This window comes from Janthinobacterium psychrotolerans (assembly GCF_001677885.1).
Classification (GTDB): Bacteria; Pseudomonadota; Gammaproteobacteria; order Burkholderiales; family Burkholderiaceae_D; genus Janthinobacterium; species Janthinobacterium psychrotolerans.
Genome location: NZ_LOCQ01000062.1, coordinates 212,074 through 225,281, shown reverse-complemented (window position 1 = coordinate 225,281; position 13,208 = coordinate 212,074). Strand labels below are relative to the sequence as shown.

Genomic DNA, 13,208 nt, shown 5'->3' with positions numbered 1-13,208 from the left:
ACTGAGCTGGCTGGAACGCTTGCAGCGCCACCTGCAGGCGCGGCGCCTGGGCAGCCTGCGCAACCAGTTGCTGCGCTGGCTCTTGATCCCGCTGGTGATGCTGGTGCTGCTCGACGCCGTGTTTGTCTACCGCAATGCGCTCGACGCGGCCGACATGGCCTATGACCGCTCCTTGCTGGCCTCGACGCGGGCGCTGGCCGAACGGGTTTCCATCGAACGCGGCAAGGTGGTGGCCGACGTGCCCTACGTGGCGCTCGACAGCTTCGAGACCGACACCCTGGGCCGCATCTACTACAAGGTCACCGGCATCAATGGCGAGCTGGTATCGGGCTATGGCGACTTGCCGGCGGTGCCGGCCAATGTGCCGCGTTCGCAGAACTACCCGGCGCTGGTGCGCTTCTATCACGCCGACTACCACGGCAAGCCGATCCGCATCGCCGCCCTGCTGCAGCCCGTGTATGACGATTCCATGCGCGGCATCGCCCTGATCCAGGTCGGCGAAACGCTGGACGCGCGGCGCGGCCTGTCGAACCAGATCCTGTTCGATACATTGAGGTGGCAGGCGGCGATGGTGCTGGTGATGGCGGCGCTGGTCTGGTTTGCCGTGCGCCTGGTGCTGCGTCCGCTGATGCGCCTGAAGACCGAAGTCGAAACGCGCGCCCTGTCCGACCTGTCGGACGTCGACCCGGCGCTGGTGCACCGCGAAATGCGCCCGCTGGTCTCGGCCATGAACGGCTCGATGGCCAGGCTGCAGCAGCTGATCGCCAGCCAGCGCCGCTTTATCGCCGATGCTTCGCACCAGCTGCGCACGCCGCTGACGGTGCTCAAAACCCAGGCCGAGCTGGCGCTGCGCGCCTGCGACCGCCAGCCTGACAACCCGCAGGCGGTGGCCGCCCTGCGCGACATCGTCGCCAGCATCGCCGCCACCACCGATTCGACCGTGCTGCTGGCGAACCGCCTGCTGACCCTGGCGCGCATCGAGCATGGCGGCGAACATCTGCTGATGGAAACCGTGTCGCTGCGCGAACTGGCGCAGCAGGTGGGATCGGAAATGGCGATGGCGGCGGTGGGCCGCGAGATCGACCTCTCGCTCGACGCCGAGCTCGACGCGATGGTGCAGGGCCAGGCCCTGCTGCTGCATGAACTGCTGGTCAACCTGGTCGACAATGCGCTGCGCTACACGCCGCCCGGCGGCAGCGTGGCGCTGCGCGTGCATCCGCCGGAGCAGCCCGGCCAGGGCCCGGTGCTGGAAGTGCAGGACAGCGGCGCCGGCATCCCCGAAGCCGAGCGCGAGCGGGTGTTTACGCCCTTCTACCGCGTATCGTCGGCGCTGGAACGCAATCCGGGCGGCGCCGGCCTGGGCCTGGCCATCGTGCGCGATATCGCCGCCCTGCACGGCGCACGGCTGGAACTGGCCAACGCCGACAATGGCAAGGGTTTGCTGGTGCGCGTGCGGTTCAAGGGACACGGCGCCGGCGATTGAAACTGGTGTACGCGCGCTGCCGATGTTACCATCGCGCCCTGCCTATCCAACCAGGACACATGCCATGATGACCAGAGAAGAAGTGACCGAACTGTTTGACAATATCGCCGAAAACGCGCCCTGGGACCTGACAGCGCCGCTGCTGTGGGGATACTACTTCACCAACCCGACGCCGGAAGCGCTGGAGCAGGCGGCCGGCGTGCTGGCCATCGACGGCTACCGCCCGGTCGAGCTGTACCAGCCCGAACTCGAAGACGCGGCCGCGCCACCGGTGTGGGTGCTGCACGTGGAAAAAGCGGAAGTGCACAATGTCGACAGCCTGCACGCGCGCAATGGCGAGCTGCAGCAGTTCGCGCTGGAACAGAAACTGGCCAGCTATGACGGCATGGATGTGGGGCCGGTGGGTGAAGCAAAACAATGACCGCGTCATCAGGATATGCAGATCGCGCAGGTCGGATTAGCGGCGAAGCCGCGTAATCCGACACCACCACCGGGCAGGCCAACAATGTTGTCGGATTACGCTGCGCCAATCCGACCTACGCGCTGGCAAAAATGTCAGCTCAGGTTTTCCAGCCTGATTTTGGTCACCGTGCCCACCACGCTATTGAGCGCCTCCATCTGTCCGATGGCGGCCGTGACGTTTTTCTCCTGCGTCTGGTGAGTCAGCATGATAATGTCGGTATGCGTCTCGCCTTCGGCCGGCTCCTTTTGCAGCATCGCGTCGATCGAAATGCCGCGATCGGCCAGGATGCGCGTCAGGTCGGCCAGCACGCCGGGCTGGTCGGCCACGTGCATGCGCAGGTAGTAGCTGGTGGTAATTTCCGACATCGGCAAAATCGCGATATCGGTCATCGCGTTCGGCTGGAACGCCAGGTGCGGCACGCGGTGTTCCGGGTCGGCCGTGGCCAGGCGGGTGATGTCGACCAGGTCGGCGATCACCGACGAGGCGGTCGGCTCGGCGCCGGCGCCGCGGCCCGAATACAGGCTGGCGCCGACGGCGTCGCCATGCACCAGCACCGCGTTCATCGCCCCTTCGACATTGGCGATCAGGCGCTTGGCCGGGATCAGGGTCGGGTGCACGCGCAGTTCGATGCCTTCGACGCCATCGACGGTGGCGCGCTTGGTGATGCCCAGCAGCTTGATGCGGTAGCCCAGTTCTTCGGCATAGCGGATATCGAGCGCATTGAGGTTGCTGATGCCTTCCACGTAGGCCTTGTCGAACTGCACCGGAATGCCGAAGGCGATGGCCGACATGATGGTGGCCTTGTGGGCCGCGTCCACGCCTTCGATATCGAAGGTCGGGTCGGCTTCCGCATAGCCCAGTTCTTGCGCTTGCTTGAGCACGGTGGCGAAATCGAGGCCCTTGTCGCGCATTTCGGACAGGATGAAATTGGTGGTGCCGTTGATGATGCCGGCGATCCATTCGATGCGGTTGGCCGTCAGGCCTTCGCGCAGCGCCTTGATGATCGGAATGCCGCCGGCCACGGCCGCTTCGAACGCCACCATCACACCCTTTTCCTGGGCGGCGGCAAAGATCTCGTTGCCATGCACGGCCAGCAGGGCCTTGTTGGCGGTGACCACGTGCTTGCCGTTGGCGATCGCCTGCAGCACCAGGGTTTTCGACAGGTCGTAGCCGCCGATCAGTTCGACGACGATATCGATTTCGGGGTCGTTGACGATGAGGGTAGGGTCGTTGACCACCTTGCAAGCACCCTTGATCAGGCCTTCGGCGCGCGCCACGTCGCGCACGGCGACGGCCACCACTTCGATGCCGCGGCCGGCGCGGCGTTTGATTTCTTCCTGGTTGCGCTGCAATACGCTGAAGGTACCGTAGCCTACATTGCCCAGGCCCAACAGGCCGATCTTGATGGATTTCATAATGTTCTTGTGCTCATGAGTGGCGCAGGCAAAGCGCCCGCGCCAGGTTGATCGATGCTGCTGCTGGCCGGCTCAAACCCGGCCGTGACGCTTGCGGTAACCTTCGAGGAAGCGCGCAATGCGCCCCATCGCCTCGGTCAGGTCGTCCGAGTTCGGCAGGAAGACGACGCGGAAATGATCGGGCGCGATCCAGTTGAAACCGGTGCCCTGCACAATCAGCACCTTGGCCTCGGCCAGCAGTTCATAGGCAAACTGCTGGTCGTCGGCGATCGGGTAGACGGCCGGGTCCAGCTTCGGGAACATGTACAGCGCGGCCTTGGGCTTGACGCAGGTCACGCCAGGGATATCGGTCAGCAGCTTGTGCGCCAGGTCGCGCTGTTTCAGCAGGCGTCCGCCCGGCCCCACCAGGTCGTCGATGCTCTGGTAGCCGCCCAGCGCCGTCTGGATCGCGAACTGCCCCGGCGCATTGGCGCACAGGCGCATCGAGGCCAGCATGTTCAGTCCTTCGATATAGTCCCTGGCGTGGCGTTTTTCGCCCGACACCACCATCCAGCCGGAACGGTAGCCGCAGGAACGGTAGTTCTTCGACAGGCCGTTCAGGGTAATGAACAGCACATCGTCGGCCAGCGAGGCGATCGACACGTGCTCGGCTTCGTCGTACAGCACCTTGTCGTAGATCTCGTCGGCGAAAATGATCAATTGATGCTGGCGCGCCAGTTCGACGATCTGCAACAGCACCTCGACCGGGTACAGCGCGCCGGTGGGGTTGTTCGGGTTGATGACGACGATGGCGCGGGTATTGGGCGTAATCTTGCGGCGCATGTCCTCGATATCGGGATACCACTCGTTCTGCTCGTCGCACACATAATGCACCGGGTTGCCGCCCGACAGGCTGACGGCGGCCGTCCACAGCGGGTAGTCGGGCGCCGGCACCAGCACTTCGTCGCCGCTGTTGAGCAGCGCATTCATCGACATGACGATCAGTTCGGATGCGCCATTGCCCAGGTAAATGTCTTCGATGGTGACGCCGGCGATGTTCTTGCCTTGCGTATAGTGCATGACAGCCTTGCGCGGCGCGAACATGCCCTTCGAATCGGTGTAGCCGGCGGCGTTTTGCAGGTTGAGCATCATGTCGCGCACGATCTCGTCGGGCGGATCGAAACCGAACACGGCCAGGTTGCCGATGTTGAGCTTGGTGATCTTGTGGCCTTCTTCTTCCATTTGCCTGGATTTTTCCAGGACCGGGCCGCGGATGTCGTAACAGACATCCGCCAATTTATTCGATTTCTGAATCGGTCGCAAAATAAATCCCTGTCGTGATGCGGCGCGCCGAAGGCTGCGCGCCTGAAGTCAATCGCGGTGCCACTGCAAGGCGAAAACAAGCATTCTCGCCGAAAGCAGGCCATTTTATCAAATTAAACATGGTCAACCCCAGCATTTCGCGCCCATCCTGCCACGCCTGCCTGCATAGTGGGCAGCCGGGCGGGGCAGGCTTCTTCATGTTCTCTTAATCTTCGCTGGTTAGGATGATGTTGTTAGTAGACATCTAGATTGCATTTTGGAAAGGAAAGCCTTTTCCATTCGCTCTTTGAGCATGTTTATGGCATCCTGACGGCCTTCGCCGCATGTTTTTTTCACCACAAAGCATCCCGATCCACCGAATTGAGCACCTGAACCACCATGAAACTGCACGCTTCCAGCACCCAGCAATACCAGACAGTGACCGGCTATGACGCCAGCGGCGTGGAGATCAACGCCGAACATTTCGGCTATAGCCTGATCGTGATGCCTGAAACGGCGCCGCGCGCCTGGGACGTGACGCGTTTCGAGGACCTGACCGAAACCCATTTCGAGCAGATCCTGGCCGACGCGCCCGACGTGGTGATCCTCGGCACGGGCGAGCGCCAGCGCTTCGTGCATCCGAAACTGACGGCGGCGCTGACCATGCGCCGCATCGGCGTCGAGTGCATGGACAGCCAGGCCGCCTGCCGCACCTATAATATCCTGATGGGCGAGGGCCGCAAGGTCACCCTGGCACTGATTCTGCCCGCAACCCTGCCCGCAGCACAGACTGTCACCGCCGGCACCCCGGCATGAGCCTGCCGGTGCGCGAGCTGCACGCGTCGAAAGCAGCGCTGTGGACCCTGTTCGGGGTCTTTGTCGTCCTCACCGTCTATGCGCTGGGCATCCGCACCCTGGTGCCGCCCGACGAGGGCCGCTACGCCGAAATGGCGCGCGAGATGTTCGCCAGCGGCGACTGGATCACCACGCGCCTGAACGCCATCAAGTATTTCGAAAAACCCCCGCTGCAGACCTGGATGAACGCCCTCACCTTCGCCGCGTTCGGCCTCGGTGAATGGCAGGCCCGGCTATGGACGGGCGTATGCGGCATCCTTGGCGTCGGCATGACAGCCTGGGCCGGGCGCAAGGTGTTCGGAGCACGGGTGGGCCTGTATGCGGGCCTGGTGCTGGCGTCAAGCCTGTTCTGGCTCGCTTCGGGCCAGATCAATTCGCTCGACATGGGCTTGTCGGGCATGATGACCGTGACCCTGGCCAGCCTGCTGATCGCCCAGCGCGACGAAGCGACCGCCAGCGAGCGGCGCAACTGGATGCTGCTGTGCTGGGCCGGCATGGCGCTGGCGGTGCTGGCCAAGGGCCTGATCGGCCTGGTGCTGCCGGGCGCCGTGCTGATCCTGTACAGCCTGTTCGCGCGCGACTGGCGCATCTGGACCCGCTTGCACCTGCTCAAGGGCATGCTGGTGTTCTTTGCGATTGCCGCGCCGTGGTTCGTGCTGGTGGCCTTGCGCAATCCCGAGCAGCCGTATTTCTTCTTTGTCCACGAACACTTCCAGCGTTTCATGATGAAGGGCCACAAGCGCGAAGGCGGCTGGTACTACTTCCTGGTGCTCCTGATCCCCGGTCTGCTGCCCTGGATCACCCTGTTGCCACAAAGCCTGGCGGCCAGCATGCGCCGTCAGCACGGCGCCTTCCAGCCGCGCCTGATGATACTGATCTGGGCCGTGTTCATTTTCCTGTTCTTCAGCTATTCGACCTCCAAGCTGCCCGGCTACATCGTGCCGATCTACCCGGCGCTGGCGCTGCTGACGGCGCTGTTTCTCGATGCCGCCTCGCGCCGCCAGCGCACGATCTTCGCCGGCACGCTGGCCGTGCTGGGCCTGGCCATCCTGGTCGCCGTGCCGGTCACGCTGGCCGTGATCACGGCGCGCGACGAGGCGCACCTGGCGGCGCTGCGCGGCTACCAGCCGTGGGTGATGGCGGCAGGCGGCCTGGTGATGGCCGGCGGGGTGCTGGCGCTGTTGCATGAACGCCAGTCGCGGCGCGACCTGGCCGTGCTGACGGTCGCCGTGGCAGGCTTCCTGGCCACCCACAGCATCCTGGCAGGCTCCGAACTGTATGGCCAGAACCGCGCCGGCACCGGCCTGCTGCCGCAGATCCAGGCCGAGCTCAAGCCAGGTACGAAACTGTACTCGGTCGGCATCTATGAACAGTCGCTGACGTTTTATCTGCAGCGGCCGGTGACCCTGGTGGCTTACACCGATGAATTCGCTTTTGGCCTGAAACAACAGCCCGAATTGTCGATGCCCCTGATAGAGACTTTCATCACGCAATGGACAAATGACGCCGCTGCCGGCATCCACGACGTCGCCATCATCAGTCTGGACCGGTATGAAGACCTGAAACACCGCGGTGTGCCCATGCGTGTCGTGGCCGAAGATGCGCGCCGCATGATCATTGCCAATTTGTAATAAAGTCGTGGTGCGTGCCTGCGCCACGGCAGCAACCCCGGCAAGACCGGCCAGCCATCAGGCTTGGCCGGCATTGCCACCCCTTCCGCAGCACGGACCTCAGCCCCGCCCCCGCTGAATATGGCCGTACTGCATCATTGAGTAGCTTTAGAATGGGAGTGCCCGCAAGAATGACTGTGGGCAGCTTTCGCGACAACGCCGCATGGCGAAACCCGCCTGAACGAAGAAGAAGTGAGTGCCGCATGACAAACATTACGAGCCCGTCCCTGCCATTTTTGCCGTTTTCCAAGCCCACCATCGACGAGGCGACGATCGCCGCCGTCGGCGACGTGCTGCGCTCGGGCTGGATCACCAGTGGCCCCAAGGTGCAGGCGTTCGAGGCGCAATTGTCCGGGTATTTTGGCGGGCGCCCGGTGCGCACCTTCAATTCCGGCACCTGCACCATGGAAATCGCCTTGCGCATCGCCGGCATCGGCCCTGGCGACGAAGTCATCACCACGCCCGTGTCATGGGTGGCGACGGCCAATGTGATCATCGAAGTGGGCGCCACGCCCGTGTTTGCCGATATCGACCCCATCACGCGCAATATCGACCTCGACAAGCTGGAAGCGGCGATTACGCCAAGAACCAAAGCCATCATCCCGGTCTACCTGTCGGGCCTGCCGGTCGACATGGACCGCCTGTACGCGATCGCCAGACAATATAACTTGCGCGTGGTGGAAGACGCCGCCCAGGCCTTCGGTTCCTCATGGAAGGGCCAGCGCATCGGCGCCTTCGGCGACTTCGTCTCGTTCAGCTTCCAGGCCAACAAGAACATCACCACCGGTGAAGGCGGCGCACTGGTGCTGAACAATCTGGAAGAGGCCAAACTGGCAGAAAAATTCCGCCTGCAGGGCGTCTCGCGCAGCGGCGTGGACGGCATTGATGTCGACGTGCTGGGCGGCAAATACAACATGAGTGACATCATGGCCGCCATTGGCCTGGGCCAGTTCGCCAATATCGAGGCGATCACGGCCCACCGCCGCGCGCTGGCACGCCATTATTTCGCGCAATTCGGCAGCGGTTTCGAGGCGGCCAGCGGCGCGCAATTGCCGGTGGCCGACTTTGACAACAGCAACTGGCACCTGTTCCAGATCATCCTGCCCGACCAGGGTCCCGACACGCGCGCCACCTTCATGCGCCAGATGGCCGAACTGAACGTGGGCACCGGTTTTCATTACGCGCCGATCCACCTGTTCAGCCTGTACCGCGCCCGCGGCTTTGGCGAAGGCATGTTCCCGCATGCGGAAAAAATCGGCCGCCTGACCGTCACCTTGCCCATGTTTTACGCCATGACGCTGGCCGACGTGGAGCGCGCTGTTGCCGCTGTTAACTCCATCCTGATCAAGTAAGCGGCCCCATCATGAAACCTGAACTGTCGGTCATCATCCCGATCTACAACGAACAGGAGGGCCTGGCCAGCCTGTTCGCCCGCCTGTATCCGGCGCTCGACGCCTTGCAGACCAGCTACGAGATCATTTTCGTCAACGACGGCAGCCGCGACAATTCCGTGTCCCTGCTGGCCGAACAATTCCGCCAGCGACCGGAAGTGACGCGCGTGGTGCTGTTCAACGGCAACTACGGCCAGCACATGGCCATCCTGGCCGGCTTCGAAGCGTCGCGCGGCCAGATCATGGTCACGCTTGACGCCGACCTGCAAAACCCGCCCGAGGAAATCGGCAACCTGGTGGCGAAAATGCGCGAAGGCTACGACTACGTCGGTTCGATCCGGCGCAAGCGGCAAGATTCGGCCTGGCGCACGGTGGCCTCGAAAATGATGAACCGCCTGCGCGAGCGCATCACCAACATCAAGATCACCGACCAGGGCAATATGCTGCGCGCCTATGGCCGCAACGTGATCGACCTGGTCAACCAGTGCGCCGAAGTGAACACCTTCGTGCCGGCGCTGGCCTACACCTTTTCCCGCAAGCCGACCGAAATCATCGTCGAGCACGAGGAGCGCGCGGCTGGCGAATCGAAGTATTCGCTGTACAGCCTGATCCGCCTGAACTTCGACCTGGTGACGGGCTTTTCGCTGATCCCGCTGCAGATCTTTTCCATGCTGGGCATGCTGCTGTCGGCCAGTTCGGCGCTGCTGGTGATCTATCTGCTGTCGCGCCGTTTCCTGTTCGGCGCCGAAGCCGAGGGCGTGTTTACCCTGTTCGCGCTCGCCTTCTTCCTGATGGGCGTGATCCTGTTCGGCATCGGCCTGGTGGGCGAATACGTGGGCCGCATCTTCCAGCAGGTACGCGCCCGCCCCCGCTATGTGGTGCAGACCATCTTGCAGGACGGCATGGCGCAAGCCCAGGCCGAGGCCGTACCGTATGTGCGCCTGGAAAAACGCCAGGTGGCCCGCTGATGCGCGCCGTCGTGTTTGCCTACCATAATGTGGGCGTACGCTGCATCAAGGTGTTGCTGGCCGGCGGCGTCGATATCGCGCTGGTCGTCACGCATCAGGACAACCCCGATGAAAACCTGTGGTTCGCATCGGTTGCCGAACTGTGCCGCAGCGAGGGCATTGCCTGCATCACGCCGCCCGACGCCAACGCGCCCGAGCTGCTGGCGCGGCTGCGGGCGGCTGGCGCGGATGCGCTGTTCAGCTTTTACTACCGTCACATGCTGCCGGCCAGCATCCTCGACCTGGCGCCCGCCTACAATATGCACGGCTCGCTGCTGCCGCAGTTCCGTGGCCGCGCCCCCGTCAACTGGGCCGTGCTGCACGGCGCCAGCGAAACCGGCGCCACCCTGCACGCGATGACGGTCAAGCCCGACGCCGGCGCCATCGTGGCGCAGACCGCCGTGCCGATTTTGCCCGACGACACCGCTTTCGAAGTGTTCGGCAAGGTCACCGTGGCCGCCGAGCAAACCTTGTGGGGCGTGCTGCCGGCGCTGCTCGATGGCAGCGCGCCGCTGCTGCCGAACGACCTGACCCAGGGCGGCTATTTTGGCGGCCGCAAACCCGCCGACGGCCGCATCGACTGGACGCAGCCGGCGCGGCAGGTCTACAACCTGCACCGCGCGGTCGCGCCACCGTATCCCGGTGCATTTACCGAGCTCGACGGCGTGACCTATGTGATCCAGCAAGCCAGATTGAGCCGGCTTGCACCCGTCGCTTTGCCACCCGGCCTGGCCGTTATCGACGGCGCCATGGTCGGCGTCTGCGGCGACGGAAGGATGCTGGCCATTTCCTCCTTGCACGCCAACGGTCAACCGATTTCTGCCTCACAACTGCAAGACCAGCTGGCCGCCTGTGCCGGCCCCCTAAATTCCACCCAAGAGAAATTCATATGAAAAAAGTCCTTATCCTCGGCGTCAACGGTTTCATCGGCCACCACCTGTCCAAGCGCATCCTGGAAACCACCGACTGGCATGTCTATGGCATGGACATGAACTCGGACCGCATTTCCGACGTGCTGGAGAACCCGGCATACAAGTCGCGCATGCATTTTTTCGAGGGCGACATCACCATCAACAAGGAATGGGTCGAGTACCACGTCAAGAAATGCGACGTGATCCTGCCGCTGGTGGCGATCGCCACGCCATCGACCTATGTCAAGCAGCCGCTGCGCGTGTTCGAGCTGGACTTCGAAGCCAATCTGCCCATCGTGCGTTCGGCCGCCAAGTACGGCAAGCACCTGGTGTTCCCGTCGACGTCGGAAGTGTATGGCATGTGCCACGATGAGGAGTTCGATCCGGAAAACTCGGAACTGATCTGCGGCCCGATCAACAAGCCGCGCTGGATCTATTCGAACGCCAAGCAGCTGATGGACCGCGTGATCTGGGGCTACGGCATGGAAGGCCTGAACTTCACCCTGTTCCGTCCGTTCAACTGGATTGGCGCCGGTCTCGATTCCATCCACACGCCGAAAGAAGGTTCGTCGCGCGTGGTGACGCAGTTCTTCGGCCATATCGTGCGCGGTGAAAACATTTCGCTGGTCGACGGCGGCGCGCAAAAACGCGCGTTTACCTATATCGACGACGGCATCGATGCGCTGATGCACATCATCGCCAACCGGAACGGCGTTGCCAGCGGCAAGATCTATAATATCGGCAATCCGAGCAACAACTATTCGATCCGCGACCTGGCCGGCATGATGCTGACCCTGGCCGCCGAATACCCGGAATACGCCGACGGCGCGCAGCACGTCAAGATCGTGGAAACCACTTCGGGCGCCTATTACGGCGCCGGCTACCAGGATGTGCAGAACCGCGTGCCGAAGATTACCAATACCTGCGAGGAACTGGGCTGGGCGCCGAGCACCAACATGAGCGACGCGCTGCGCCATATTTTCGACGCCTACCGCGGCCAGGTCACGCAGGCGCAAGCGCTGATGGATTAATGTTGAGCAAACCCTTACTGACACTGAAGATCGACGTCGACACCTATCGCGGCACCCGCGAGGGCATGGGCAATCTGGTGCGCATGCTGGCCGCGCACCAGGCCCAGGCGACGTTTTTGTTTTCGCTGGGTCCGGACCATACGGGCTGGGCATTGCGCCGGGCCCTGCGGCCCGGTTTTTTCAGCAAGGTCTCGCGCACCTCGGTGGTCGAGCACTATGGCCTGAAAACCCTGATGTACGGCACCTTGCTGCCGGGGCCGGACATCGGCAAGCTGTGTGCGGATGAGCTGCGCGCGGTACGCGACGCCGGCTTCGAATGCGGCATCCACACCTGGGACCACACCTTGTGGCAGGACAACGTGGCGCGCCGTGACGCCGGCTGGACCAACGCCATGATGCGCAAGGCCGCCGCCCGCTTTGCCCAGGTATTTGGCATGCCGAGCCCCACCCATGGCGCCGCCGGCTGGCAAATGAATGTCAGCGCCTTTGTCGAGCATGACACGGCCGGCTACCAGTATGCGTCCGACGGGCGCGCCATGCTCGACGAACGCGGCGCCATGGTGCGCGCCAGCGACGGACCGCACCGGCTGCGCAACGGCAATACGGTATTGCAATGCGTGCAACTGCCGACCACCTTGCCGACCCTCGACGAATTGCTGGGATGCCAGATTGATGGCAAAATGCTCACCACCAGCAATATTGCCGACCATATCCTGTCCCTGACGGCGGAGAATCGCCGCGATCATGTCTATACTTTGCACGCAGAGCTTGAAGGACAGAAACTCGCCCCCATTTTCGAGCAACTGCTGACAGGCTGGCAAGCCCAGGGCTATGAGTTTGCGTCAATGGCCCGGTATCATGACAAAGTGCGCCACACCGAACTGCCCGTCTGTCCGATTACCTGGGATGAACTGCCGGGCCGCTCGGGACGCCTGATCGTGCAGGGTAAAGCCGCCTGAATACTGTATCGTTGCACCTGGATGCGTTGCCAGGTTAAAAACAGCGCTGATGATCACCGTTCAGGAGAGAACCTGTGGCTGAGAGCCTATCCCTCGTCGCCGTACCCGATTTCACCGCCGCCATGACCAGCGGCAAAACTTTTCAATTGCTGGGTCGTCCCGCCAGGGCCGCGGTGCTGTTCTTTTATCCGAAAGACAATACTCCTGGCTGCACCACGGAAAACATCGCCTTCCGTGACGCCTACGACAAATTCACCGCCGCCGGCGTGGAAATCTACGGCATCAGCCGCGATTCGCTGCGCTCGCACGAAAGCTTCAAGGCCAAGCTGGAATTGCCGTTCGAACTGATTTCCGATCCCGAAGAAGCGATGTGCCTGCTGTTCAACGTCATGAAGATGAAACAGATGTACGGCAAGACCGTGCGCGGCGTCGAGCGCAGCACGTTTGTGATTGACGCTGAGGGCCGAATAGTGAAAGAATGGCGGGGCGTGAAGGTCGCAACTCACGTGGAAGAAGTGCTGGAATTCGTGGCGCGTCTGAACTGATGCGCGTGTCGGGTTTCCAGCAAGCGTCGTTCAACCTATCGTTCAGTTCACAGCAGCTATCGCCATTTTGAGTCAACGAAGCGCCTCACTCCACTCCGCCAGCCGGGCCCCGCGCCCGCTGATGGACCTCCTTACCGGCTCAGCAAGCCGGCCAGCCGGCAGTCATATCGTCCTGTTCCATTGTTGTTCCCGCATCC

13 protein-coding genes are annotated in these 13,208 nt (G+C 62.8%); 10 read left to right on the top strand and 3 right to left on the bottom strand.

The features are described 5' to 3' along the window. The first annotated feature begins 1 nt into the window (after window position 1). Window positions 2-1,483 carry a sensor histidine kinase gene (locus ASR47_RS25015; RefSeq protein ID WP_065310726.1) on the top strand — a complete coding sequence of 494 codons (1,482 nt, stop codon included), beginning with the start codon at window positions 2-4 and terminating at the stop codon, window positions 1,481-1,483. 64 nt (window positions 1,484-1,547) lie between these two features. Beyond that, window positions 1,548-1,904 (top strand): ribonuclease E inhibitor RraB, encoded by a 357-nt coding sequence (locus ASR47_RS25010; protein ID WP_082989164.1) that lies wholly within the window; start codon window positions 1,548-1,550, stop codon window positions 1,902-1,904. Between the two features lie 134 nt (window positions 1,905-2,038). Here the strand turns inward: ASR47_RS25010 and ASR47_RS25005 are convergent, their stop codons facing one another. From ASR47_RS25005 to ASR47_RS27250, 3 genes are all read right to left on the bottom strand, one after another. Next, on the bottom strand, window positions 2,039-3,361 hold the full coding sequence (locus tag ASR47_RS25005) for a homoserine dehydrogenase (RefSeq protein ID WP_065310504.1): 1,323 nt from the start codon (window positions 3,359-3,361) through the stop codon (window positions 2,039-2,041). Window positions 3,362-3,433: 72 nt separating this feature from the next. Next, entirely contained in the window at window positions 3,434-4,663 is a 1,230-nt protein-coding gene (locus ASR47_RS25000) for a pyridoxal phosphate-dependent aminotransferase (protein WP_065310503.1), read from the bottom strand. Next, entirely contained in the window at window positions 4,638-4,862 is a 225-nt protein-coding gene (locus ASR47_RS27250) for a hypothetical protein (protein ID WP_150127966.1), read from the bottom strand. Before ASR47_RS27250 ends, ASR47_RS25000 begins: the two co-directional genes overlap by 26 nt. Window positions 4,863-5,041: 179 nt before the next feature. Here ASR47_RS27250 and ASR47_RS24995 point away from each other — a divergent pair, with 179 nt between their 5' ends. The 8 genes from ASR47_RS24995 (at window position 5,042) to ASR47_RS24960 (ending at window position 13,011) form a co-directional block, all read left to right on the top strand. Beyond that, the gene (locus ASR47_RS24995) at window positions 5,042-5,458 is read left to right on the top strand and encodes an Mth938-like domain-containing protein (protein ID WP_065310502.1); all 417 of its coding nucleotides are present in this window, start codon (window positions 5,042-5,044) and stop codon (window positions 5,456-5,458) included. Beyond that, complete coding sequence (locus tag ASR47_RS24990; RefSeq protein WP_245714464.1) at window positions 5,455-7,128, top strand: glycosyltransferase family 39 protein; 1,674 nt, start codon at window positions 5,455-5,457, stop codon at window positions 7,126-7,128. Before ASR47_RS24995 ends, ASR47_RS24990 begins: the two co-directional genes overlap by 4 nt. A 242-nt stretch (window positions 7,129-7,370) precedes the next feature. Further along, complete coding sequence (locus tag ASR47_RS24985) at window positions 7,371-8,519, top strand: DegT/DnrJ/EryC1/StrS family aminotransferase (protein ID WP_065310501.1); 1,149 nt, start codon at window positions 7,371-7,373, stop codon at window positions 8,517-8,519. An 11-nt stretch (window positions 8,520-8,530) separates the two neighbouring features. Further along, window positions 8,531-9,526, top strand: coding sequence for a glycosyltransferase (locus ASR47_RS24980; RefSeq protein ID WP_065310500.1), 996 nt, complete (start codon window positions 8,531-8,533; stop codon window positions 9,524-9,526). Beyond that, window positions 9,526-10,458, top strand: a complete 933-nt coding sequence (locus ASR47_RS24975; protein ID WP_065310499.1) for a formyltransferase — start codon at window positions 9,526-9,528, stop codon at window positions 10,456-10,458. Before ASR47_RS24980 ends, ASR47_RS24975 begins: the two co-directional genes overlap by 1 nt. Next, window positions 10,455-11,507: a bifunctional UDP-4-keto-pentose/UDP-xylose synthase gene (locus ASR47_RS24970; protein ID WP_065310498.1), complete on the top strand. Its 1,053-nt coding sequence runs from the start codon at window positions 10,455-10,457 to the stop codon at window positions 11,505-11,507. Before ASR47_RS24975 ends, ASR47_RS24970 begins: the two co-directional genes overlap by 4 nt. After that, complete coding sequence (locus ASR47_RS24965; RefSeq protein WP_065310497.1) at window positions 11,507-12,466, top strand: polysaccharide deacetylase family protein; 960 nt, start codon at window positions 11,507-11,509, stop codon at window positions 12,464-12,466. The genes ASR47_RS24970 and ASR47_RS24965 overlap by 1 nt, the downstream gene beginning before the upstream one ends. A gap of 74 nt (window positions 12,467-12,540) precedes the next feature. Beyond that, complete coding sequence (locus tag ASR47_RS24960) at window positions 12,541-13,011, top strand: peroxiredoxin (protein WP_065310496.1); 471 nt, start codon at window positions 12,541-12,543, stop codon at window positions 13,009-13,011. The last annotated feature ends 197 nt before the right edge of the window (window positions 13,012-13,208 follow it).

Coding starts and splice junctions, on each gene's coding strand:
- ASR47_RS25010 (WP_082989164.1), top strand. CDS start 1,548: ATGATGACCAGAGAAGAAGTGACCGAACTGTTTGACAATATCGCCGAA.
- ASR47_RS25005 (WP_065310504.1), bottom strand. CDS start 3,361: ATGAAATCCATCAAGATCGGCCTGTTGGGCCTGGGCAATGTAGGCTAC.
- ASR47_RS27250 (WP_150127966.1), bottom strand. CDS start 4,862: ATGAAGAAGCCTGCCCCGCCCGGCTGCCCACTATGCAGGCAGGCGTGG.
- ASR47_RS24995 (WP_065310502.1), top strand. CDS start 5,042: ATGAAACTGCACGCTTCCAGCACCCAGCAATACCAGACAGTGACCGGC.
- ASR47_RS24990 (WP_245714464.1), top strand. CDS start 5,455: ATGAGCCTGCCGGTGCGCGAGCTGCACGCGTCGAAAGCAGCGCTGTGG.
- ASR47_RS24985 (WP_065310501.1), top strand. CDS start 7,371: ATGACAAACATTACGAGCCCGTCCCTGCCATTTTTGCCGTTTTCCAAG.
- ASR47_RS24980 (WP_065310500.1), top strand. CDS start 8,531: ATGAAACCTGAACTGTCGGTCATCATCCCGATCTACAACGAACAGGAG.
- ASR47_RS24975 (WP_065310499.1), top strand. CDS start 9,526: ATGCGCGCCGTCGTGTTTGCCTACCATAATGTGGGCGTACGCTGCATC.
- ASR47_RS24970 (WP_065310498.1), top strand. CDS start 10,455: ATGAAAAAAGTCCTTATCCTCGGCGTCAACGGTTTCATCGGCCACCAC.
- ASR47_RS24965 (WP_065310497.1), top strand. CDS start 11,507: ATGTTGAGCAAACCCTTACTGACACTGAAGATCGACGTCGACACCTAT.